Source organism: Frigoribacterium salinisoli (genome assembly GCF_054781095.1).
The window spans coordinates 272,236-292,529 of record NZ_BAAGVB010000002.1 but is presented as its reverse complement, the minus strand read 5'-3'; the positions used below and the strand labels follow the sequence as shown (position 1 = coordinate 292,529).

16 protein-coding genes are annotated in these 20,294 nt (G+C 74.1%); 10 read left to right on the top strand and 6 right to left on the bottom strand.

Going from position 1 to position 20,294, the window contains the following annotated elements; translation table 11 throughout:
* Positions 1–77 precede the first annotated feature (77 nt).
* Positions 78–1,391 carry an ATP-dependent DNA helicase gene (locus tag ACYVHQ_RS07275; RefSeq protein WP_460511589.1) on the top strand — a complete coding sequence of 438 codons (1,314 nt, stop codon included), beginning with the start codon at positions 78–80 and terminating at the stop codon, positions 1,389–1,391.
* 113 nt (positions 1,392–1,504) lie between these two features.
* Here the strand turns inward: ACYVHQ_RS07275 and ACYVHQ_RS07270 are convergent, their stop codons facing one another.
* Entirely contained in the window at positions 1,505–1,909 is a 405-nt protein-coding gene (locus ACYVHQ_RS07270) for a hypothetical protein (protein WP_460511587.1), read from the bottom strand.
* Between the two features lie 209 nt (positions 1,910–2,118).
* On the opposite strand from ACYVHQ_RS07270, the gene ACYVHQ_RS07265 reads away from it, so the two are divergent.
* A complete protein-coding gene (locus ACYVHQ_RS07265; protein WP_460511585.1) occupies positions 2,119–2,688 on the top strand; it encodes a manganese efflux pump MntP in 570 nt (189 codons plus the stop codon).
* 35 nt (positions 2,689–2,723) lie between these two features.
* Here ACYVHQ_RS07265 and ACYVHQ_RS07260 read toward each other — a convergent pair whose 3' ends face one another.
* Positions 2,724–3,380: a biliverdin-producing heme oxygenase gene (locus tag ACYVHQ_RS07260; protein WP_460511583.1), complete on the bottom strand. Its 657-nt coding sequence runs from the start codon at positions 3,378–3,380 to the stop codon at positions 2,724–2,726.
* A gap of 137 nt (positions 3,381–3,517) precedes the next feature.
* On the bottom strand, positions 3,518–3,964 hold the full coding sequence (locus ACYVHQ_RS07255; RefSeq protein ID WP_460511582.1) for a DUF4383 domain-containing protein: 447 nt from the start codon (positions 3,962–3,964) through the stop codon (positions 3,518–3,520).
* Between the two features lie 223 nt (positions 3,965–4,187).
* Between ACYVHQ_RS07255 and ACYVHQ_RS07250 the strand changes: the two genes are divergently transcribed.
* From ACYVHQ_RS07250 to ACYVHQ_RS07240, 3 genes are all read left to right on the top strand, one after another.
* Positions 4,188–7,283: a GH92 family glycosyl hydrolase gene (locus tag ACYVHQ_RS07250; RefSeq protein WP_460511580.1), complete on the top strand. Its 3,096-nt coding sequence runs from the start codon at positions 4,188–4,190 to the stop codon at positions 7,281–7,283.
* A 133-nt stretch (positions 7,284–7,416) separates the two neighbouring features.
* On the top strand, positions 7,417–8,442 hold the full coding sequence (locus tag ACYVHQ_RS07245) for a LacI family DNA-binding transcriptional regulator (protein WP_460511578.1): 1,026 nt from the start codon (positions 7,417–7,419) through the stop codon (positions 8,440–8,442).
* Between the two features lie 266 nt (positions 8,443–8,708).
* Positions 8,709–9,440, top strand: coding sequence for an alpha/beta fold hydrolase (locus ACYVHQ_RS07240; protein WP_460511577.1), 732 nt, complete (start codon positions 8,709–8,711; stop codon positions 9,438–9,440).
* 97 nt (positions 9,441–9,537) lie between these two features.
* On the opposite strand, the gene ACYVHQ_RS07235 is transcribed toward ACYVHQ_RS07240, so the two are convergent.
* The gene (locus ACYVHQ_RS07235; protein ID WP_460511575.1) at positions 9,538–11,796 is read right to left on the bottom strand and encodes a glycoside hydrolase family 36 protein; all 2,259 of its coding nucleotides are present in this window, start codon (positions 11,794–11,796) and stop codon (positions 9,538–9,540) included.
* 213 nt (positions 11,797–12,009) lie between these two features.
* On the opposite strand from ACYVHQ_RS07235, the gene ACYVHQ_RS07230 reads away from it, so the two are divergent.
* From ACYVHQ_RS07230 to ACYVHQ_RS07215, 4 genes are all read left to right on the top strand, one after another.
* Positions 12,010–12,963 carry a carbohydrate ABC transporter permease gene (locus tag ACYVHQ_RS07230; protein WP_460511573.1) on the top strand — a complete coding sequence of 318 codons (954 nt, stop codon included), beginning with the start codon at positions 12,010–12,012 and terminating at the stop codon, positions 12,961–12,963.
* 144 nt (positions 12,964–13,107) lie between these two features.
* Positions 13,108–13,977, top strand: coding sequence for a carbohydrate ABC transporter permease (locus ACYVHQ_RS07225; RefSeq protein WP_460511877.1), 870 nt, complete (start codon positions 13,108–13,110; stop codon positions 13,975–13,977).
* An 8-nt stretch (positions 13,978–13,985) separates the two neighbouring features.
* Positions 13,986–15,383, top strand: a complete 1,398-nt coding sequence (locus ACYVHQ_RS07220; protein WP_460511571.1) for an ABC transporter substrate-binding protein — start codon at positions 13,986–13,988, stop codon at positions 15,381–15,383.
* A gap of 65 nt (positions 15,384–15,448) precedes the next feature.
* The gene (locus ACYVHQ_RS07215) at positions 15,449–16,474 is read left to right on the top strand and encodes a LysM peptidoglycan-binding domain-containing protein (protein WP_460511569.1); all 1,026 of its coding nucleotides are present in this window, start codon (positions 15,449–15,451) and stop codon (positions 16,472–16,474) included.
* Between the two features lie 8 nt (positions 16,475–16,482).
* Here the strand turns inward: ACYVHQ_RS07215 and ACYVHQ_RS07210 are convergent, their stop codons facing one another.
* Entirely contained in the window at positions 16,483–16,887 is a 405-nt protein-coding gene (locus ACYVHQ_RS07210) for a DUF7882 family protein (RefSeq protein ID WP_460511567.1), read from the bottom strand.
* 404 nt (positions 16,888–17,291) lie between these two features.
* Complete coding sequence (locus ACYVHQ_RS07205) at positions 17,292–17,990, bottom strand: hypothetical protein (RefSeq protein ID WP_460511565.1); 699 nt, start codon at positions 17,988–17,990, stop codon at positions 17,292–17,294.
* Between the two features lie 195 nt (positions 17,991–18,185).
* Between ACYVHQ_RS07205 and ACYVHQ_RS07200 the strand changes: the two genes are divergently transcribed.
* Entirely contained in the window at positions 18,186–20,102 is a 1,917-nt protein-coding gene (locus ACYVHQ_RS07200) for a BCCT family transporter (RefSeq protein WP_460511564.1), read from the top strand.
* The last annotated feature ends 192 nt before the right edge of the window (positions 20,103–20,294 follow it).

Genomic DNA, 20,294 nt, shown 5'->3' with positions numbered 1-20,294 from the left:
ACGCCCACCTGCCGGGGTCCGCGACGGCCGGGCCGGGTGGCCGCCGTCGACGTGACCGAGCGAGGGGTGGTGCTGCCGTGGCCGTCGCGCTCTCGCCCGAACAGGCCGCCGTGTACGAGGCGATCGAGCACACGCGCGAGCACGTCTTCGTCACGGGGCGCGCGGGCACCGGCAAGTCGACGCTGCTGGCCCACCTGGCGTGGAACACCTCGAAGCAGGTCGTCATCTGCGCCCCCACGGGCGTCGCCGCGCTCAACGTCGGCGGCCAGACGATCCACTCGCTGTTCCGCCTGCCGATCGGCCTCATCGCCGACCACGACATCGACCAGAACGCCGAGCTGCGCAAGCTGCTGAACACGATCGACACGCTCGTCATCGACGAGGTCTCGATGGTGAACGCCGACCTCATGGACGCGATCGACCGCTCGCTGCGGCAGGCCCGCCAGCGGCGGCACGAGCCGTTCGGCGGGGTGCAGGTCGTGCTCTTCGGCGACCCGTACCAGCTGCCACCGGTGCCGGGCGACCTCGAGGAGCGGGAGTACTTCCGCGACAACTACCGCTCGATGTGGTTCTTCGACGCCCACGTGTGGGACGACGCGACGCTGCGCATCTACGAGCTGGCGTTCATCCACCGGCAGACCGAGGGCGACTTCAAGGAGATGCTCAACGCCGTGCGCCACGGCCGCGTCACCGCCGAGATCGCGGGCGCCCTCAACGGCGCCGGCGCCCGCCCGGCCCCCACCGACGGCAGCGCGCTCACGCTCGCCACCCGCAACGACACCGTCACCCGCATCAACAAGGTCGAGCTCGAGCGCCTGCCGGGCCGCGTGCTCACCGCGCGCGCCGAGGTGTCGGGCGAGTTCGGCGGCCGCGCCTACCCGGCCGACGACGCCCTCGAGCTCAAGCCGGGCGCGCGCGTGATGTTCCTGCGCAACGACAGCGACCAGCGCTGGGTGAACGGCAGCACCGGGGTCGTCACGAAGGTCCGCGACACGGTCTTCGTCGAGGTCGACGGCGAGGAGCACGAGGTCGTGCCCGCCGTGTGGGAGAAGTTCGCCTACTCGTACTCCGCCTCGACCAAGCAGCTCAAGAAGGACGTCGTGGCCGAGTTCACGCAGTTCCCCTTGCGCCTGGCCTGGGCCGTCACGATCCACAAGTCGCAGGGCAAGACCTACGACAGCGCGATCGTCGACCTCGGCACGCGCGTGTTCAGCGCCGGTCAGACCTACGTGGCGCTCAGCCGCATCACGGCGCTCGAGGGGCTCTACCTCTCGCGCCCGCTGCGCCCCGCCGACATCATCGTCGACCTCGACGTGCGCCGGTTCATGAGCCAGGCGACGCGCGTGCCCGCGATCCGCGCCGCCGAGGACTCGGGCGCCGCCGCCTCCTGACGCGCCCGGCGGCGCCCGGCGGCGCCCGGCGGCGCCCGCACCCCAGGAAACCGCCTGCACCCCGGATCTCGATCTGGGGTGCAGGCGGCTTCCTGGGGTCGCGTGGCGAGGCGTCAGCCCTGGCCCTCGGCCTGCTGCCCGTCGTGCGCGGTGTCATGGACGCTGCCCCGGCCGACCTCCTCGTCTCCCTTCGGGACGTCCTGGTCGCCCGAGAGCCCCATCGGGTCGACGGCGACGTAGTCGCGCTCGCCCGAGAGGACGCCGCCGAGCGGCTCCGTGGTGTCGCCCGGCGTCGCGCCGTGCTGCCCCTCGGCCCGTCGGGCGTGGTCGGCGAGCTCGGGCTCCCGATCGGCGACCGTGGCGAGCGCGGCCTCCTGTGACCGCTGCTCGGCCTCCGACGGACCGTCGTGCGCCTGCGGGTCGTCGACCTGGCCGTCGTCGATCGGGCCGGTCGTGCCCGTCGTGCCGGTCGAGCCGGTCGGGTCCTGCGGGTCGTGGGCGGGCGTGCTGTCGCTCATGGCGCCTCCTGTCGTCGAGGTCCGACGGTACCCGGGGGCACGAACGCCCGCACCGGCCCCACGAAGGTCCGCACGCGGTGCCCTGCACAGCTGATTTCGGGCGTCCGAACACTTCTGATCAGCACTTTTCACGCGCGGCAGTGTGGCAGGATCGTCAGGTCGTCCGGGCAGCGCTGCCCCTCTCACCTCGGAAAGGCGCTGCTCGCACCATGTCGTCCTGGGCCCTCCTGCTCATCGCCGTCGGCGTCTCCGCCGACGCCTTCGCCGTCGCCCTCGGCAAGGGCCTGCACGTCAAGCGTGCCGTCGGGCGCTCCGCCCTGCTCATCGCCCTCGCCTTCGGGGCGGCCCAGGCGATCATGCCGTTGCTCGGTTGGCTGCTCGGCACGGCCTTCGCGGACGTCATCGCCGAGGTCGACCACTGGGTCGCGTTCGGGCTGCTCGTGCTCGTCGGCGGCAAGATGCTCTGGGAGGCGCGCACGCCCCACGAGGACCGCGACGTCGACACCGACCGGCTCTCGCTGCGAGAGCTGTTCGTGCTCTCGGTCGCGACGAGCATCGACGCGCTGGCCGTCGGGGTGACGCTGGCGTTCCTGCCCGTCCCCATCGGCGGCGCCGTGCTGCTCATCGGGGCGACGACGTTCGTCCTCACGCTCGTCGGGGTGCTCGTCGGCCACCGCGTCGGCGTGCGCTTCGGCCGCCCGGCCGAGATCGCGGGCGGGATCGTGCTGATCCTCATCGGCACGAACATCCTGCTCGAGCACCTCGGCGTGCTCGGCTGACGCCGGGCCCGCCGACCCGCACGCAGGAGGCGTGGTCAGGCCGCCGAGGACCGCCCGGCCTTGGCCGCGGCCAGGTCGGCGAACAGCGCCGTGCAGAGCCGGTAGGCGACGAGCACCTCGTCGATGACGCGCTCGCGCTCGTCGTGCGTCCAGTCGACGGCGTCGAGCTGCTCGCGGTAGGTGGCCTTGAAGGCCTTGGGCTCGGCGACCTCGGCGAAGAGGAAGAAGCCGACGCCGTTGGTGTCGAACCCGAAGCGTCGCTGCAGCACCGAGCGGATGATGTGCCCGCCCGACAGGTCGCCGAGGCAACGCGTGTAGTGGTGCGCGATGAAGCCGCCGGTCCAGGTGGCGGCGACGTCGGAGAGGCGCTGCACGTACTCGCGGGTGGAGGGCAGCGGCTCGATCCGGTCGCGCCAGTCGTCGCCGAGCAGGAACGCCAGGTCGGAGCGGATCGCGGGCAGCCGGGTGAGTGCGGGCGACAGGAACCGGGCGGCGACGGGGTCGGCGGCCCGCTGCTCGCCCGCGGCCTCGAGGGCCTCGTAGACGAAGAAGTGCTGGGCGAGCAGCTGGACGTAGTCGTCGCGGGTGCCGCGGCCGATGAGCAGGTCGGTCATGAAGTCGCAGCCGGCGTCGGCCGGGCGTGACGCGGTGCGCTCGTGCAGGACCTCGCAGAAGGGCAGGACGTTCGACACGGGCACCTCCTGGGTCGCGGGCGACGAGCCGGGCGACCTGCAGGTGAGGTGACCCTAACTCCTGGGCCCACCCTACAGACGAGCGGCCCGGCTGCACCAGGGGTGCAGCCGGGCCACGGCGACGTCGGGGCGGGCTCTCAGGAGCGGCGCGCCACCGTACCGCGGGGGCGGTCGGCGCCGACGGCCGTGAGCAGGAGGAGCGCGCCCGCCGCGATCCACAGCAGCGCGCTGGGGATCGTGAAGGCGAGCAGGTTGAGGTCGGTGCCGCGCACGAAGAGGCCGACGACGCCCAGGACGAGCATGGGCGCGCCGACCCAGGCGTTGATGGTGCGGGCCGAGCCGACGCCCGCCGTGCCGGCGATCACGAGGGCCGCGCCCGAGATGATCCAGAGGAAGACGTGCGCCGGGTTGATGCCCAGCCAGAGCAGCTCGCCGCCCTCGGTGTCGAAGAAGGTGCCGAGCGGGAACACGAAGAAGCCGCACACGCCGAGGGCCACGAAGAGGGCTCCGAACAGCACGCCGATGCCGCGGTTGGGGGAACGGGGGGCGGCGACGGCGGGGCTGCTCACGACGGGGCTGCTCATGGTGGGGCCTTCCTGGGCACGGGCACGCGGGGTGCGGGTCTCGGGGTGGCGCACGGGCGCACCCCCTCATTGTCGTCGCCCTGCCCTCCGAGCGCGAGTCGACGGGCGCCGAGGGTCCGTGCGACACTGGCCGGACCTCTGGTCCGCCGATGTCGTCGCGCATCTTGACAACGTTGTCCCCCTGCCGACCGGAGCCGCATCGACGTCGAGGAGGACGCCCAGCGTGCAGCACCCCACCACCGATCCCCGGAGGCGCCCCCGGCGCTCCGACCCCGCCGCCGCACCGGCTCGCAGGACGACCGCGGGCCTCCTGGCTGTGGCGACGCTCCTCGGGGCGGGCGCGCTCACCGCCGTCGCGCCTCCTGCCCCCGCGTCGGCCGCGACCGCCGTCGACGGCGAGCGCGCCTCGCTCGTGAACCCCTTCGTGGGCACCGAGGACGAGGGCAACGCGTTCCCCGGCGCGACCGCCCCGTTCGGCATGGTGCAGCTCAGCCCCGACAACTCGAACTCGTACCAGTCGACGTCGTACAGCGTCGAGGCGGGCGAGGTCTGGGGCTTCAGCCACCAGCACGTCAACAGCGCCGGCTGCCCGGCCGCGGGCGAGGTCCTCGTCACGCCCAGCAGCTCGGCGGTGCCCGTGACGGAGCGCCGGGCGATCCCCCTGCGCGACCAGGCCAGTACCGAGCAGGCGCACGCCGGCTGGTACACGGCCCAGCTCGAGGACGGCACGACCGCCGAGCTCACCGCCAGCACGCGCGTCGGCGAGCACCGCTACACGTTCCCCGCGGGCGGCACCGGCAACGTGTCGTTCAACGTGGGCCAGACGCTGCGCGACGCGGGCGCGAGCTCCGTCACCTGGGTCGACGACCGCACCCTCGAGGGCTGGGTCGACAACGGCGGCTTCTGCGGCGGCACGGACGAGAGGGTGCGCTACCACTTCAGCGCCGAGTTCGACCGTGACGTCGCCAGCCGCGGCACCTGGGGCGCCGACGGCGCGTACGTCGAGGGCTCCGACGCCAGCGCCGCCGAGACCGGCCTCAACGGGGCCGTCGCCACCTTCGACACGACCGTCGACGACGACGTCGAGATCAGCGTCGGCGTCTCGTTCGTCGACGTCGAGGGCGCCCGCGGCAACCGGCTCGCCGAGACGACGACCGGCGACGAGCGGCTCGGCTTCGACGCCGTGCGCGCCGCCACCGAGGCCGAGTGGGACGACGCTCTCGGGCGCATCGACGTGACCACCGGCACGGAGGAGGAGCTGCGCGTCTTCACCACGCAGCTCTACAAGAGCCTGCTCTCGCCCACCGTGGGCAGCGACGTCGACGGCCGTTACCTCGGCCTCGACCTGCAGGAGCACGTCGCCGACGACTGGACCTACCACCAGCGCTTCTCGCTCTGGGACACCTACCGCACGCAGGCCACCCTGCACGCGCTGTTCGAGCACGACCGCGCCGAGGACATCGTCCGGTCCATGCACGCCGCCCGCGTCGAGGGCGGCTGGCTGCCGCGCTGGTCGCTGGGCGCGCTCGAGACGAACATCATGGCCGGCGACCCGGTGTCGCCGTGGCTCGCCGAGAACTTCGCCCTGGGCACCGTGCCCGACGACATCTCGGACGAGCTCTGGGGCCAGCTGGTCGAGAACGCGACCACCGCGCCTCCTGCCGACGTCGCCTCGGTCGGCCGGCAGAGCGCCGAGTTCTACCTCGAGAACGGGCACGTGCCCTGGTACGCGGAGGACGGCGGCGGCCTCGGCGGCGAGTACGAGGAGTACCGCCACGGCGGCAGCGCGACGATGGAGTTCGCCGTCGCCGACGCCGCGATCGGCGCCGCGGCCCAGCGCCTCGGCAAGGACGACGAGTCGCGGGCGTTCCTCGACCGCGGTCGCAACTGGCGCAACCTGTGGAATCCCGACGTCGAGCTCACGGGCGGTCACACCGGCATCGTGAACGCGGTCGGGCCCGACGGCGCCTTCAACTCCGTGGAGGAGCTCGCTCCCGTGCAGCAGTCCGGGTTCCACGAGGGCACCGCCTGGAACTACCAGTGGATGGCCCCGCAGGACGTCCCCGGCCTCGTCGACGCGATGGGCGGCCGCGACGCGTTCCTCGAACGCCTCGACCAGTACGTCGACATCGACGCGCTGCGCGCGCAGCCGGGCGTCTCGCCCGACTCGTGGGCGACCGGCGGCAGCGACTACTACTCGAGCATCGGCTACAACCCCGGCAACGAGCCCATGCTCGGCACGGCGTGGCTGTACGGCTTCGTGGGCGAGCCCACGAGGACGAGCGACGTGCTCGCCGCGAACCTGGCCCGGTTCCCCGACGCACCGGGCGGGGGCGTCGGCAACGACGACCTCGGCACCCTGTCGTCCTGGTACGTGCTCGCCTCGCTCGGCATGATGCCGGTCGAGCCCGGCTCGGGGATCATGGCGGTCAACGCCCCGCGCGTGCAGTCGGCGCGCATCACGCTCGACGGCGGGGCCGTCGTCACGGTCGACGCCCCGGGCGCGTCCGGTGAGGGCCCGCGATACGTCCGCGGCCTCACGGTCGACGGCGAGGCCCGCTCGCAGACCTGGCTCGACGTCTCGGAGCTGCAGGACGGCGCCGCCCTCGCGTTCGACCTCGTCGAATCGCCCGAGGGCCTCACCTGGGGCACGGGCGCGGGCGACGCCGTGCCGAGCGTCTCGTCGTACGAGGCCGCCGACCTGGACCTCGCGCCGGTCGACGAGCCCGTCGAGGCGACCGTGGGCGAGCCGTTCGTGGCCCGCCTCGCCCGGGCCGCGCTGGCGCCGCGGACCTGGCCGTTCCCGGCGACGTCGCGCGTGACGCCCACCCCGGCCGTGCTGTCGGACGAGGCGCGGTCCCTGGCCGCGACCGTCGACTGGGGCGACGGCGTGCCCGTGCCCGCCACGGTCGTGCCCGACGGCGACGACTGGCTGGTCACGGGGTCGACGACCCCGGCGACGCCGGGCGAGCGCACGGCGACGGTCACGGTGTCGAGCGCGGGCGACCTGCCCGACTTCGCCCCGACGCCGTTCGCTGCGGCCACGCTCGCCGTCGCGGTGTCCGTGGCGGACGTCGCCGCGCCTCCTGCCCCCGGCGACCCGGGTGCGGGCGAGCCGGCTCCCGGCGACCCCGCTCCCGCTCCCGGCGCAGGCGCAGGAGGCGCGGACGCCTCCGCCCCGCCCGTCGCCACCGCGGGCGGCCCGCTCGCCTTCACGGGGAGCACGGGCACCGGGCTGCTGGCCGCGCTGGCCCTCCTGGCGGTCGCGCTCGGCGGGCTCGCCCTCGGCCTGCGCCGCCGTCGGGGCCACCTGGGCTGATCCGCGCCTCCGGGCGGGTGCGTCGGAGGCGGGCGTCCACGACGGCCCGCGGACGACGCACCCGCCCGGCGGTGGCCGGGGCGAGGGGGACGCCCCGCGCCCTCGGCCACCGACCCGGGGCTACAGTCGCAGCATGCCGCCCGCCACCCCGCCGAAGCGCCCGGGCATCGCCGACGTGGCCCGGGCCTCCGGCGTCTCGATCGCGACCGTGTCGCGGGTGCTCAACGGCTCGGACCAGGTGAGCGACCGGAGGCGCGCGGCCGTCCGGCGTGCGGTCGCCGAGCTCGGCTATCGGCCCAACGAGGCCGCGCGGGCCCTGGTGAGCGGGCGCAACCGCATCGTGGGCGTGCTCGCGGCCGACACTCGTCGGACGGGCCACCACTCGACGATCCAGGGCGTGCAGGAGGCGGCGGGCGAGCACGGCCTCATCGCCGCCGTCTCGGTGGTCCGCAGCGAGGACCCGGCCGACGTCACGGCCGCCGTCGAGCTGCTGCTCAAGCAACCGCTCGCGGGCATCGTCGGCATCGAGTTCGACGACCAGGTCACCGCCGCCCTGCAACGCCTGCCGTCGACCCTGCACGCCACGTCGGCGCGCCGCATCGGGTCGCGGGTGTCGCACCTGCCGCACGGGCACATCGACGACGAGCTGGCGGCACGCCTCGCCACCGAGCACCTGCTCGACCTCGGCCACGAGACCGTGCACCACCTCAGCGTCGGCCCCCCGCCCGAGGAGGGCCGCGGCCGGACCGCCGGCTGGCGGCGCACCCTCGAGGAGCACGGTCGCCGCGTGCCCGAGCCGATCCCCGTCTCGTGGGACCCGGCCTCGAGCCTCCTGGCCGCCCGTGACGTGCTGCCTGCCGACGCGACCGCCCTGCTCTGCTTCAACGACGAGACGGCGCTCGGGGCGCTGCGCGGCCTCGCGGAGGCCGGGCGCAGGGTGCCCGACGACCTCAGCGTCGTCGGCTTCGACGACGACCCCGTCTCGCGCCTGCTCACCCCGTCGCTGACGAGCGTGCGCATGGACTGGCACGCGCTCGGCCGACTGGCCCTCGAGCAGCTCGTCGCCCGGATCGAGGGCCGCCCGGCTCCCGACGACGTGGCGCTGCCGCCCGTGCTCGTGCCGCGCGAGTCGAGCGCGCCGCCGCCCGGGCGGGGCTGAGGGGGCGGAGCCCGACCGCGGTGCGCGCCCGCCGCCCCGGGCGGGTGCGTCGGGCGCACGCGCCACCGCTCCCCGCCCACGGGCGGGTGCGTCGCAGGCGGGCGGCCACGGCGGCCCGCGGGAGACGGTCCCGCCCGTGCAGCACGCGGCCCGGCCCGTGCAGCAGGAGGCGCGGCCCGGCCCGTGCGGCAGGAGGCCCGGCCCGGCCGTGCGGACAGGGGCCGCGCCCCGGTCGCGCGAACGGCGCCGGCGGGCAGGATGGTCGCATGCGCCTGCACACGACCACGACCGGTGACGGCGAGCGGCACGTCGGGCTCGTCCACGGCCTGGGCGGGGACGGCGGCACCTGGCAGCCGCTCGTCGACCAGCTGCTCGCGACCGGCTCGTGGACGATCACGACCGTCGACCTGCGAGGGCACGGACGGAGCGACCGGGCGTCGTCGTACCGACTGGACGAGTTCGCCGACGACCTCGCCACCGCCCTGCCGACCGGGCTCGACGGCGTCGTCGGGCACTCGCTGGGCGGCGCGGTGCTCGCCCGTGCGGTCGGGCGGCTGCAGCCCCGGCGGGCGGTCTACCTCGACCCGGGCTTCGCGCTCGCGCTGCCGACGACCGGACTGGCGGGCCGGCTCTTCTGGGCCGTGCCGCTCGTCACGCTCGGCGTCAGCGGGGCCGTCCAGGCCCGGCGCAGCGCCGCCGCGAGGGCGGCCTACGGCCCCGAGGTCCGGGCCGCGCTCGACGGCGCGGGGTCGCGGTTCGACCGACGGATGGCGCTCGGCGTGTTCCGCGACGTGGCCTTCCACCCGGTCGAGGTGGGCCCGCCCGGGGTCCCCTCGGCGATCGTGCTCACGGACGACTCCCCCGCCGTGCTGCCCGACGCCGTCGCGGCGCGCTTCGAGCAGGCCGGCTGGGAGCTGCGCCGCCTGACCGGCGTGCACCACGACCTGCACCTCGAGGCCCCGGACCGGACCGCAGCGGTGCTCGCCGACCTGCTCTGACCCGAGCGGTCGGGCCCGCCGCGACGCGGGCCCGCCCCGCGACGCGCGCCCGCCCCGCGACGCGGGCCCGCCCCGCGACGCGGGCCCGCCCCGCGTCCTACGCGGCGCTCACCCGCCAGACCCGCGCCGCCGCGACCCCCTCGGGCGCCTCGAGCCGGAGGCCGCCGGAGGTGCGGGTCGCCGACCAGGCCGCCCCGACCTCCTGCGCGGGGTAGACCTGCTCGAGGTGCACGTCGCCGTCGCCGAGGTGCGGCAGCGCGAGCTCGACGGTGCCCGTCGCGTGCGCCTGCCTCCAGGCGACGACGACGGTGTCGGCCGAGTCGTGCACGTCGAAGGCGACGGTGACCCAGTCGTCGTCCCAGGTGGGCAACCCGGTCGGGAACCGCGGCGTGGAGCGGGCGAGGTCGAGGCGGAGCTCCTTGTGGACCCGCACGGCGTCGGCGACGAGGTCGAGGCCGTGGTCGTCCATGCGGCTCAGCACGCCCGCCTGGTAGAGGCGCCCGGCGAGGCCGGTGCACTCGGTGAAGACGATCTCCTCGTCGGTCGTGCCCGGCTGCGGGTAGGCCCAGTTGCCGGCCTGCTCGGGCAGCACGTGCGCGAGCGCCCCGACCGCGATGGCCGGGTAGAGCAGCGGGTCCTGCTGGTCGGAGGTCGACTGCAGCTGCAGCACGCCGAGCATGGCGGCGTCGCTGCGCATGGCCCCCGAGCCGCAGTTCTCGAGCACGAGGTCGGGGTGGCGGTCGAGCACGCCGTGCAGCCAGGTGAGCAGCGCACGGTTGTGCTCGAGCAGCCCGGCGCCCACCGACGGGGCGTCGAGATCGGTCCCGGCACCGGGCGTGACGTTGAAGTCCAGCTTGAAGAAGCCGACCCCGAGCTCGCCGACCAGGCGGTCCACGGCCTCGTCGAGGTGCGCCCTGGCCGCGGTCGAGCGCAGGTCGAGCAGGTAGCGGTCGTGCTCGACGATGCGCACGCCGCCGCGCTGCAGGAACGCGTCGTCGGGCAGCGTGCGGGCGGCCTCGCTGGTGACGCCGACCACCTCGGGCTCGAGCCAGAGGCCGGCGACCATGCCGCGCGACCGCACGTGGTCGAGCACCGAGCCGAGCCCGGACGGGAACCGCGCGGTCGAGGGCCGCCAGTCGCCCACGCTCGCCCACCAGCCGGCCGTGTCGTCGTACCAGCCGGCGTCGATGCAGAACACCTCGGCGCCCACGCGGGCGGCGGCGTCGATCAGGGGCAGCAGCTTGCCCTCGGTGGGGTCGCCCTCGAGCGTGTTCATGTAGTCGTTGAAGACGATCGGCAGCACGGCGTCCTGCGGGTGCGGCCGCTTGGTGGCGCGGCGCTGCTCGGCGAGCGCGCCGAAGGCGTCGTCGAGGGCGCCGGCGACCGTGAACGACACGGGCACCGTGGTGAAGGAGTCGTCGCCGCGCAGCGTGACGGACCACTGGTGCAGGGTGTCGGTCGGCCCGAGCACCGAGACGTAGGCGCCGTCGCGCGAGCGGTCGCCCCGGGGCGGGCCGAAGGGCTCCTCGCTGAAGAGGCGTTCCTCGAGCGGCACGCCGCCGAGGCCCCAGGCGGGGCTCTCGCCGAGCTCGAAGGTCCAGGCGCCGTTGTGCTCGACCTGCCAGGCGAGGGTGCGCCCGGTGGAGCGGTCCTGCGCGGCGCCGATCGGGTTGACGACCCCCGACGACCACGAGCCGACGCTCGTCACCGAGATCCGGTTGCGGCTGGTCTCGCCGCGGGCGGTGCGGTCGACGCGCACGAGCCCCGGCGAGCGCAACGGCTGCGATCCCCACCGGTTCTCGGCGCACCAGCCGGTCTCGGCGTGCCAGAGGTCGACGTCGTTGGGCGAGTCCGAGACGACGGCGCCGGTCGCGAACGAGGAGACGGCCCAGAGGGGCAGCGGGTCACTGCCGGGCTCGAGCGAGACGGTGGTCCAGGTCCGCACGGCGGCGACGCCGGGGCGCTGCTCGTAGACGCTGACGGCGACGAGGCCGCTGGCGGCGTGCACCTGCTCGACCTCGAGCCGTTCGGTGCCGTCGGCGCCCGTGCTGGTGCGGGTGCCGCGGTGGCGCAGGCCGACGCCGAGGGCGGTCTCGGCGTAGCGGTAGCTGTTGTTGCTGCGCCCCCAGGCGGGCGAGAGCACCTCGACGACGGGTTGCAGCGGACCGGGGCGGCCGGAGGCGCTGGTCGCCTCCTCGGAGGCGCTCGCCCCCGTCGCGTCCCGGGTCGCCCCCGTGCCGCCCTCCTCGATCGCGACGAGTCGCACGGGCGACCCCGCGTCGTGCTCGAGGACGAGCCGGAGGGCGTCGCCGCCCCAGCGGATCGTCGTGGTCTGGTCGGTGTCGAGAACGGTCACGGGCTGCTCCATCGCGGCTGGTGGGGGACGGTCAGGGCCGACCCTAGCCGGGCCTCCGACGAATTGGAAGCGTTTCCATTTCGTTACCCGCCTGTGACCTCACGGGGTTGTGAGCACCCCGCGGTCGGTGGACACTGGCCGCGGCGGCGCCCCTCGACCGAGGGACGCCCCGGCCACCGTCCGCGACGACGCGGACCAGGACGAAGGAGTCTGATGGCAGTCTCGACGGCACCCCCGAGCACGACGCGAGAGCAGGGCGCACCGGGCACCCGGTCCGCGGCGCTCTCCCGCACACGACGACGACCGGACGACACGAAGCTCGCGCTGCTCTTCGTCCTCCCGGCCACGATCGGCCTCGTCGCCTTCTACTTCTGGCCGCTGCTGCGCGGCATCTGGCTGAGCTTCACCTCGTGGGACCTCCTCTCGCCCGCCGAGTTCGTCGGCCTCGACAACTACCGGCAGCTGGTCGCCGACCCGGTGTTCTGGAACGCCGCCCGCGTGACCGTGTACTACGTGGTGCTCAACATCGGCGCGCAGACCGTCATCGCGCTCGGCATCGCCGTGCTCATGCAGCGGCTGACGAGCTCGTCCGTGCTGCGCGGCATCGTCCTCGCGCCGTTCCTCGTCTCGAACGTCGTCGCCGCCCTGGTGTTCCTGTGGATCCTCGACTTCCAGCTCGGCATCGGCAACCAGCTGCTCGAGTGGATCGGCCTCGACCGGATCGGCTTCTTCACCACCGAGACCTGGGTCGTGCCCACCATCGCGGCCGTGAACGTCTGGCGGCACCTGGGCTACACGGCCCTCCTGCTCTTCGCCGGGCTCATGGCGATCCCCGCCAACTACTACGAGGCGGCCCGCGTCGACGGCGCCAGCGAGTGGCGCATGTTCCGCAGCATCACCATGCCCCTGCTGCGCCCCGTGCTCGGCATCGTGCTCATCATCTCGGTGATCGGCTCGTTCCAGGTCTTCGACACCGTCTCGGTGACGACCGGCGGCGGCCCCGTCGACGCCTCGCGGATGCTGCAGGTCTACATCTACGACAAGGCCTTCGCCCAGTTCGACTTCGGCTACGCGTCGGCGCTGAGCGTCGCGATGCTCGTGATCCTCGTCGTCGTCACCTTCTTCCAGTACCGGCTCACGCGCGCCGGCCAGTCCGACCTGAACTAGGAGCCGACCGTGTCCGATGTGCAAGCCAGCGCCACCCTGCCCGTCGCCGCCGACCGCGCCGACGACGACCGCGCCGCCGGCCGGAGCCCCGGCACCGGCCCAGGAGGCACGGGTCACGACCGCCAGGCCCGCCCGCGTCGCCCGATCCGCTGGGGCAAGGTCCTCGCCTGGGCCGTCATGGGCGTCGTCCTGCTGGTGACGATCTTCCCGTTCTACTGGATCCTCCGCACCGCCCTGTCGAGCAACGGCGCCCTCTACGCCAACGCCACCTCGCTGCTGCCGGTCGACCCCACCTGGAACGGCTTCGCCCGCGTCTTCGGCGCACAGAGCGTCGAGGACGCCATCGCCGACGGCGGCTCGGGCGCGAAGCTCGACTTCTGGCGGTACCTCGGCAACTCGGTGATCGTCGCCACGACCGTCACGGTGTTCCAGGTGTTCTTCTCGGCCATGGCCGCCTACGCGTTCTCACGCCTGCGCTGGAAGGGCCGCGACCTCGTCTTCGGCGCGTTCCTGCTCTCGCTCATGGTGCCGGTGATCTTCACGCTGCTGCCCAACTTCCTGCTCGTGAAGCAGCTGGGGCTCATCGACAACCTGTTCGGCATCATGCTGCCGAGCCTGTTCATGACGCCGTTCGCGATCTTCTTCCTGCGGCAGTTCTTCCTCAACGTGCCCAAGGAGGTCGAGGAGGCCGCCCTCGTCGACGGTGCCAGCAAGATCGCGATCTTCTTCAAGCTCGTGATCCCGATGTCGACGGCGCCGATCGCGACCGTCAGCATCCTCACCTACATGACGCAGTGGAACGACTACTTCTGGCCGCTCATGGTCAGCTACACCGACGACTCGCGGGTGCTCACGGTCGCGCTCGGCGCCTTCCGCGCCCAGAGCCCGTCGGGAGGCCCGGACTGGTCCGGCCTCATGGCCGCGACCCTCGTCGCGGCGCTGCCCATGATCGTGCTCTTCTCGGTCTTCGCCAAGAGGATCGTCGCCAACATCGGCTTCAACGGGATCAAGTGAGGACCGCCATGCCCGCCACCCGCACCCCCTCGTCCCGCGACCGGAGCGCCCGTCGTCGCCGGAGCCTCCGGACGCTCGTCGCCGGCGTCGCCACCGCTGCCGGCGTCGTCGCCCTCGGCGGCTGCTCGGCCGCCGGACTGCCCGGCGCCGACGACCGCGTCGCCGTCGACTACTGGCTCTGGGAGTCGCTGCAGCTGCCCGGCTACCAGAAGTGCGCCGACGCGTTCGAGGCGCAGAACCCCGACGTCGAGATCCGGATCACCCAGTACGGCTGGGCCGACTACTGGCAGAAGCTCACCGCCGGCCTCGTCGCCGGGGCCGGGCCGGACGTCTTCACCGACCACCTCACGAAGTACCCGGAGTTCGTCAACCGGGGCGTGATCCTGCCCCTGGACGACTTCGAGGCCACCGCCGACCTCGACCCCGCCGACTACCAGGAGGGGCTCGCCGAGCTCTGGACCGGCCAGGACGGCAAGCAGTACGGCTCGCCGAAGGACTTCGACACCATCGCCCTGTTCTACGACGAGAACGTGCTCGCCGAGGCCGGGTACGCACCCGAGGACCTGCAGGGCCTCACCTGGGACCCGGAGACCGGCGGGACCTTCGAGGACGTGATCGCCCACCTCAGCGTCGACGCCGCCGGCGTGCGCGGCGACGAGCCCGGCTTCGACCCGACGAACGTCGTCACCTACGGGCTCGGCTCGAACGGCGCCGGCGACACCAACGGCCAGACGCAGTGGTCGTGGCTCGCGGGCGGCACCGGGTGGGAGCTCACGAACGCGCCCGTCTGGGGCGACGAGTACCACTACGACGACCCGCGGTTCCAGGCCTCGATCGGCTGGCTGTTCGGGCTCGTCGAGAAGGGGTACTTCCCGTCGTTCGAGCGGGTCGGCACCGCGCCGAACCTCACGCAGCAGCTCGGCTCGGGGCAGGCGGCGCTCGTCGCGGACGGTTCGTGGACCATCTCGAGCTACCTGCGCCTCGAGGGCGTCGACCTCGGCATCACGAGCGTGCCGACCGGCCCGATCGGCCAGGCGGTCTCGATGTACAACGGCCTCGGCGACTCGATCAGCGCGCAGACGAGCGTGCCCGAGGAGTCGGCCCGCTGGGTGGAGTTCCTCGGCGGCAGCGAGTGCCAGACCATCGTCGGCGAGGAGGGCGTGATCTTCCCGGCGCGGCCCGAGGGCACGGAGGCGGCCATCGCGGCGTTCGCCGAGAAGGGCGTCGACGTGGAGCCGTTCACCGACCTCGTCGACGACGGCGGCACGGTCCTCTACCCGGTGACGGACAACGCGGCCGAGATCCTCTCGATCATGAAGCCCGTCATGGACGCCGTCTACATCGGCAGCCGCCCGGTCGACTCGCTGACGCAGGCGAACGAGCAGGTCAACTCGCTGTTCGAGTGAGGCGCACCGGGGGCGCGCGGCCCCTGCCCCTGCCCCTGCTCCTATGCTCTCCCTGAGGGGGAGTCATGTCTGAGGAGCAGGGGCGGGGTCCGGAGGACCCCTGGGGGCAGGAGCCACGACCGTCGGACGACGACGACCGTCACGACGACGACGGCACGGCCGGGAGCACCCGCGGCCGGGGCCGCACGATCGCGCTCGCCGCGGGCGGCCTGGCGGTCGCGGCCGCGCTCGTCGTCGGCGGGTCCTTCCTCGTGGAGGACTGGATCGCCCCGGTGACCGCCGCGGACCGGCCGACCCCGACCTCCGGCCCCTCCCCCACGCGCAGCGCGACCCGCACGCCGAGGCCCGCCCCGACCCCGACGCCGACCCCCACGGGCGAGCCGACCCCGTCGGCGGCCACGCCCGAGTCCGACGCCGAGGACGCACCGCCCCCGAGCATCACGCCCGTCGCCGCGGGCACGGTCGTCGCCGAGGGCGACGTCACCTCGCCCAAGGGCAGCATCCGGTACCACTACCGGATCGTGGCGGTCGGCGACGACTCGTACGAGACCGAGTACACGGGGTTCACCTCGACCCTGCCCGTGCCGGTCTCGGTGACCCTCATGGAGATCGCGCCCTCGGTCGGCGACGGCCTCACCGCCGTCGGCCCGGGCGACCTGCAGCTCGGTGGTCCGACCACGACGCCCGAGGCGCTCACCACCGGCCTGCCGGGCACGACGGCACCGTCGTACCTGGGCACGCTCGTGACCTACTCGTCGACGGAGTCGACCGACGTGCCCGTCGAGATCGGGCCGCGCAAGGTGCTCGCCGTCGACCCCGTCACCTGGTCGGTGCCGACGAGGGAGACGAACGTCGCACCCGTCGAGTCCGGCCCGCGGGCGGGTGCCACGGGCGCCGTCGGCGAGGCGGCCGCGGACGGCACGCCCCGGAGCTACCTCGTCGCGGCGGACGACACCGTCGCCGGGGTCTCCGCGCGCTTCGGCATCACGACCGCCGCCCTCATCTGGCTCAACGCGGGCCTCGAGGTCGTCGGCGACGACCAGCGACTGTTCATCGGCACCGTGCTCAACCTCGACCCCGAGACCCGCTGAGGCCCGCGTCAGCCGCCGGGCGGGCGCGCGGCGCGGCGCCGCGGCGGGTCGGCACGCTCGACCGTCCAGTCGACGGGGGCGCCGCTCGTGCCCGGCAGGCGCGTGCCCGGGTCGCGGGCGGGCTCGTCGACGACGTGCAGGCCCCGCCCCGAGCTGGCCTCCTCGTAGAGCAGCGCGAGCCAGGTCGGGTTGATGTCGGGGGCCCGGCTGCCAGCGAACTTGAAGCGCAGGCCGATGTCGGGCGACATCCAGACCGTGGCGCGGCCGTCGCCCGTCTCGGGCGGCTCGTGCCAGGAGAAGAGGAACGACTCCCCGCGGCGGAACTTGTTGACGATGACGATCTGGAGGTGGGCGAGGAGGCGGTCCTCGACCTTGAACTCGAGGACCTCCCCGTCGTAGACGATGTACCCCATGGTGGTGCTCCTGACGGCCCGGGTGGACCTCGCCGTCAGCGGGGTCCGGGCTGAGATGGTGTGCGGGGACACCTCGCACGGTGCCGGTGCCTCGTCGGCGCGACCGCGTCTGGCGGCTCGGGTACCGTGCCGGGCGACACGTGCGCTGGGCCCTCCTCGGGGCCGACGGTACCCGGGCGGCACGGAGGGCGCGGAGAAGGGGTACGGCCCGCGTGCGTCGAGCGGCGCGCCCGTGCGGAGCGGGAAGGGGCGGTGGGGCACGCACCCGAAGCGGCCCCACCGCCGGCCTCGCGACCCTGAACCGCCCGCGAAGCACGACGAGCATCCCTCGTGGACGGCCGGCCCGCCCAGATCTCGACACAAGCGCCACCGGCTGCTACGCCGCGCCGACGGCTGCGCCGGCGTCAGCCGCGCGGCACCTCGAGCCGTCGCGGACCGTCGAGCTCGAACGACACCACCGCGGGCGAGCCCTCGCCGTCGCCCGGCTCGAGCGCGTAGCCGCCCGCCGCGGAGGGGTGCCCGGTGGGCTCGCCGGGCGACGACAGCGCGCCTCCTGGGGTCGAGCCGACCCGCACCCGCCAGCCGTCGCGCACGCCGACCGCGACGCGCAGCCCCGTGACCGAGGTCGACTCGCGCACGACGACGCTCCGGCCGTCGACCTCGCCGACGGTGGTCCAGCGGTCGACGCCGGCCACGGAGGCCACGAGCAGGCCCGCGCCGAGGGCGGCCGCCCAGGTGGTCGCGACGACGACCGCGACGCCGAGGCCGAGCACGGCACGGGCCGGCTCGCGCCACCGGCAGGAGGCGCGACGCGCGCCCGCCACGACGAGCACCGTGGCCGCCACCAGGGCCACGAGCACGGCGAGCGCCGCGAGCACGCCCGGTCCCGCGCGACCGACGACGACGGGGTCGCCGGGCAGGGCGAGCAGCACGGCCACCGCGAGCGCGACGAGCAGGAGGACGACGAGCAGGAGGGTCCGCACGGGGTGCGCGGGCGACAGGGGCCGGGCGGGGATCGCGGCAGCGGCAGGGCGTGGCGCCGCGGCGGGGCGGGCCGGTGCACCGGGGCGGGCCTCCGGCCGGGACGTGCTGATCGCGGTCATGGGGCGACGCTACGGAGCGGGGCGCCGTCACCGCGTCGCCCCCGGGTCGTCCCCGGATGGGTCGTGCGCACGATGCCGGGTCCTCCCCCGGACGCAGCGCGAGCGACCCCTCCTCCCCCGTCGCGCCTCCTGCCGGCCACCCCCGGACGAGGGGCAGCCGGTGCGGTCGGCGCGCCGACCAGGCACCATGGACGGATGTCCACCCCGACCTCGTCCCCGTCAACGGTGCCCGCAGGCGCCTCACCGCCCGGTTCCGAGCCCGTCACGACGAGCTCCGGCGTCCACCGATGGGTCTTCTGGCCGGCCGCCGTCGTCGTCCTCGGCTTCGTCGCCTACACGCTCGTCGCCCCCAGCTCGGCGGAGGCCCTCTTCCTCGGCCTGCAGAGCGGCATCGTCCGCAACTTCAGCTGGTACTACGTCCTCGTGGCCGCGTTCTTCGTCGGCTTCTCGATCTTCGTCGGCTTCGGCAGCTTCGGCCGCATCAAGCTCGGCAAGGACGCCGACGAGCCCGAGTTCTCGACCGGTTCGTGGTTCGCCCTCCTCTTCGCCGCGGGCATGGGCATCGGCCTCGTCTTCTACGGCGTCTCCGAGCCGCTCAGCCACTTCGCCTCGCCGCGCCCCGGCGTCACGGGCACCGAGGCGCAGCTCGCACAGCAGGCGCTCACGCAGACGTTCCTGCACTGGGGCCTGCACGCCTGGGCGATCTACGTCGTGCTCGGCCTCGCGCTGGCCTACGCGATCCACCGTCGTGGTCGACCGGTGTCGATCCGTTGGGCCCTCGAGCCCCTGCTCGGCAACCGCGTGCGCGGCGGCTGGGGCAACCTCATCGACGTCATCGCGCTCGTGGGCACGCTGTTCGGCGTCGCGACCTCGCTCGGCCTCGGCGTGATCCAGATCGGTGCCGGCCTCGAGGCCGCGGGCATCGCCGACAGCTCCACCGTGGGCCAGATCGCCATCATCGGCGTCATCACGGCCGTCACCATCGTGTCGCTCGTGACGGGCGTGACCAAGGGCATGAAGATCCTCTCGAACTTCAACCTGATCCTGGCCGCGGCACTGCTGCTGTTCGTGCTCATCGTGGGTCCGACGCAGTTCCTGCTGCGCGACTTCGTGCAGTCGATCGGCGCCTACCTGCAGAACGTGGTCGGCCTCTCGTTCAACGTCACCGCCCAGCAGGGCGCGGCGGGCGAGGAGTGGCAGGGCGCCTGGACCACCTTCTACTGGGGCTGGTGGATGAGCTGGGCCCCCTTCGTCGGCATCTTCATCGCGCGCATCTCGAAGGGCCGTACGGTCCGGCAGTTCGTCGCGGGCGTGCTGCTCGTGCCGACCACCCTCACGTTCCTCTGGTTCGCGGTGCTCGGCGGTGCGGCGATCCACCAGCAGACGGACGGCTCGGGCGGCCTCATCGGCGCCGACGGCTCGGTCGACATCGAGGGCTCGCTGTTCGCCCTGCTCGGCGGCCTGCCCGCCGGCGCGGTGCTCACCGTCGGGGCGATCCTGCTCATCGGCGTGTTCTTCGTCACCTCGTCCGACTCCGGCTCGCTCGTGATGGCGATGATCGCCTCCGGCGGCGACATCGAGCCGAAGAACTGGATGCGCGTGTTCTTCGCCCTCGTCGCGGCGCTCCTCGCCGTGGCCCTGCTGCTCACCGGCGGGCTCGACGCGCTCAAGACGGCGGCCATCACGACGGCCCTGCCGTTCAGCATCGTGCTGCTGCTGACCTGCTGGTCGACGATCATCGCGTTCAACCGCGAGCGCCGCGCCTACGACAAGGCCGAGCGCGACGTGCTGCTCGAGCACGTGGGCCAGTACTACGGCCTCGAGGTCGAGGCGCCCAGCGAGCGCGGCGGGCTCCTCGGCGCGCTGCCGCGGCCGTTCGCGGCGGTCAGGAGGCGCGTCCTCGGCTCCCGGGGCACGCAGGTCGCGGCGCCCTCGACCCCGCCCGCCACGGGCCCGGTCCTGCTCACGTCGCCCGAGGCCGTCTCCACGGACCCGGCCATCGACGACCGGCTCGACGACCTCGACATGACCGTCACGGGCACGACCGGCACGGGCACGGCCGGCACCGACGCGACGGCGACCGACGGGACGGACGGCACCCGGACCTCCTGACCCCTCGTGCGCGCCCTCGCGGCGCACCCCGGAGAGGCACCCCGTCCCGGCGGGGTGCCTCTCGCACGTCCCCGGCCCGTGCACGGGCACGGGCGCGGGACCACCCGGCGCCGTCGTGTCAAGCCCGTGCACGACGTGCAGGACGGGCCTACCGTCGCGTGCCGCAGCGGTGCCGCCGGTGCGCCACCGAAG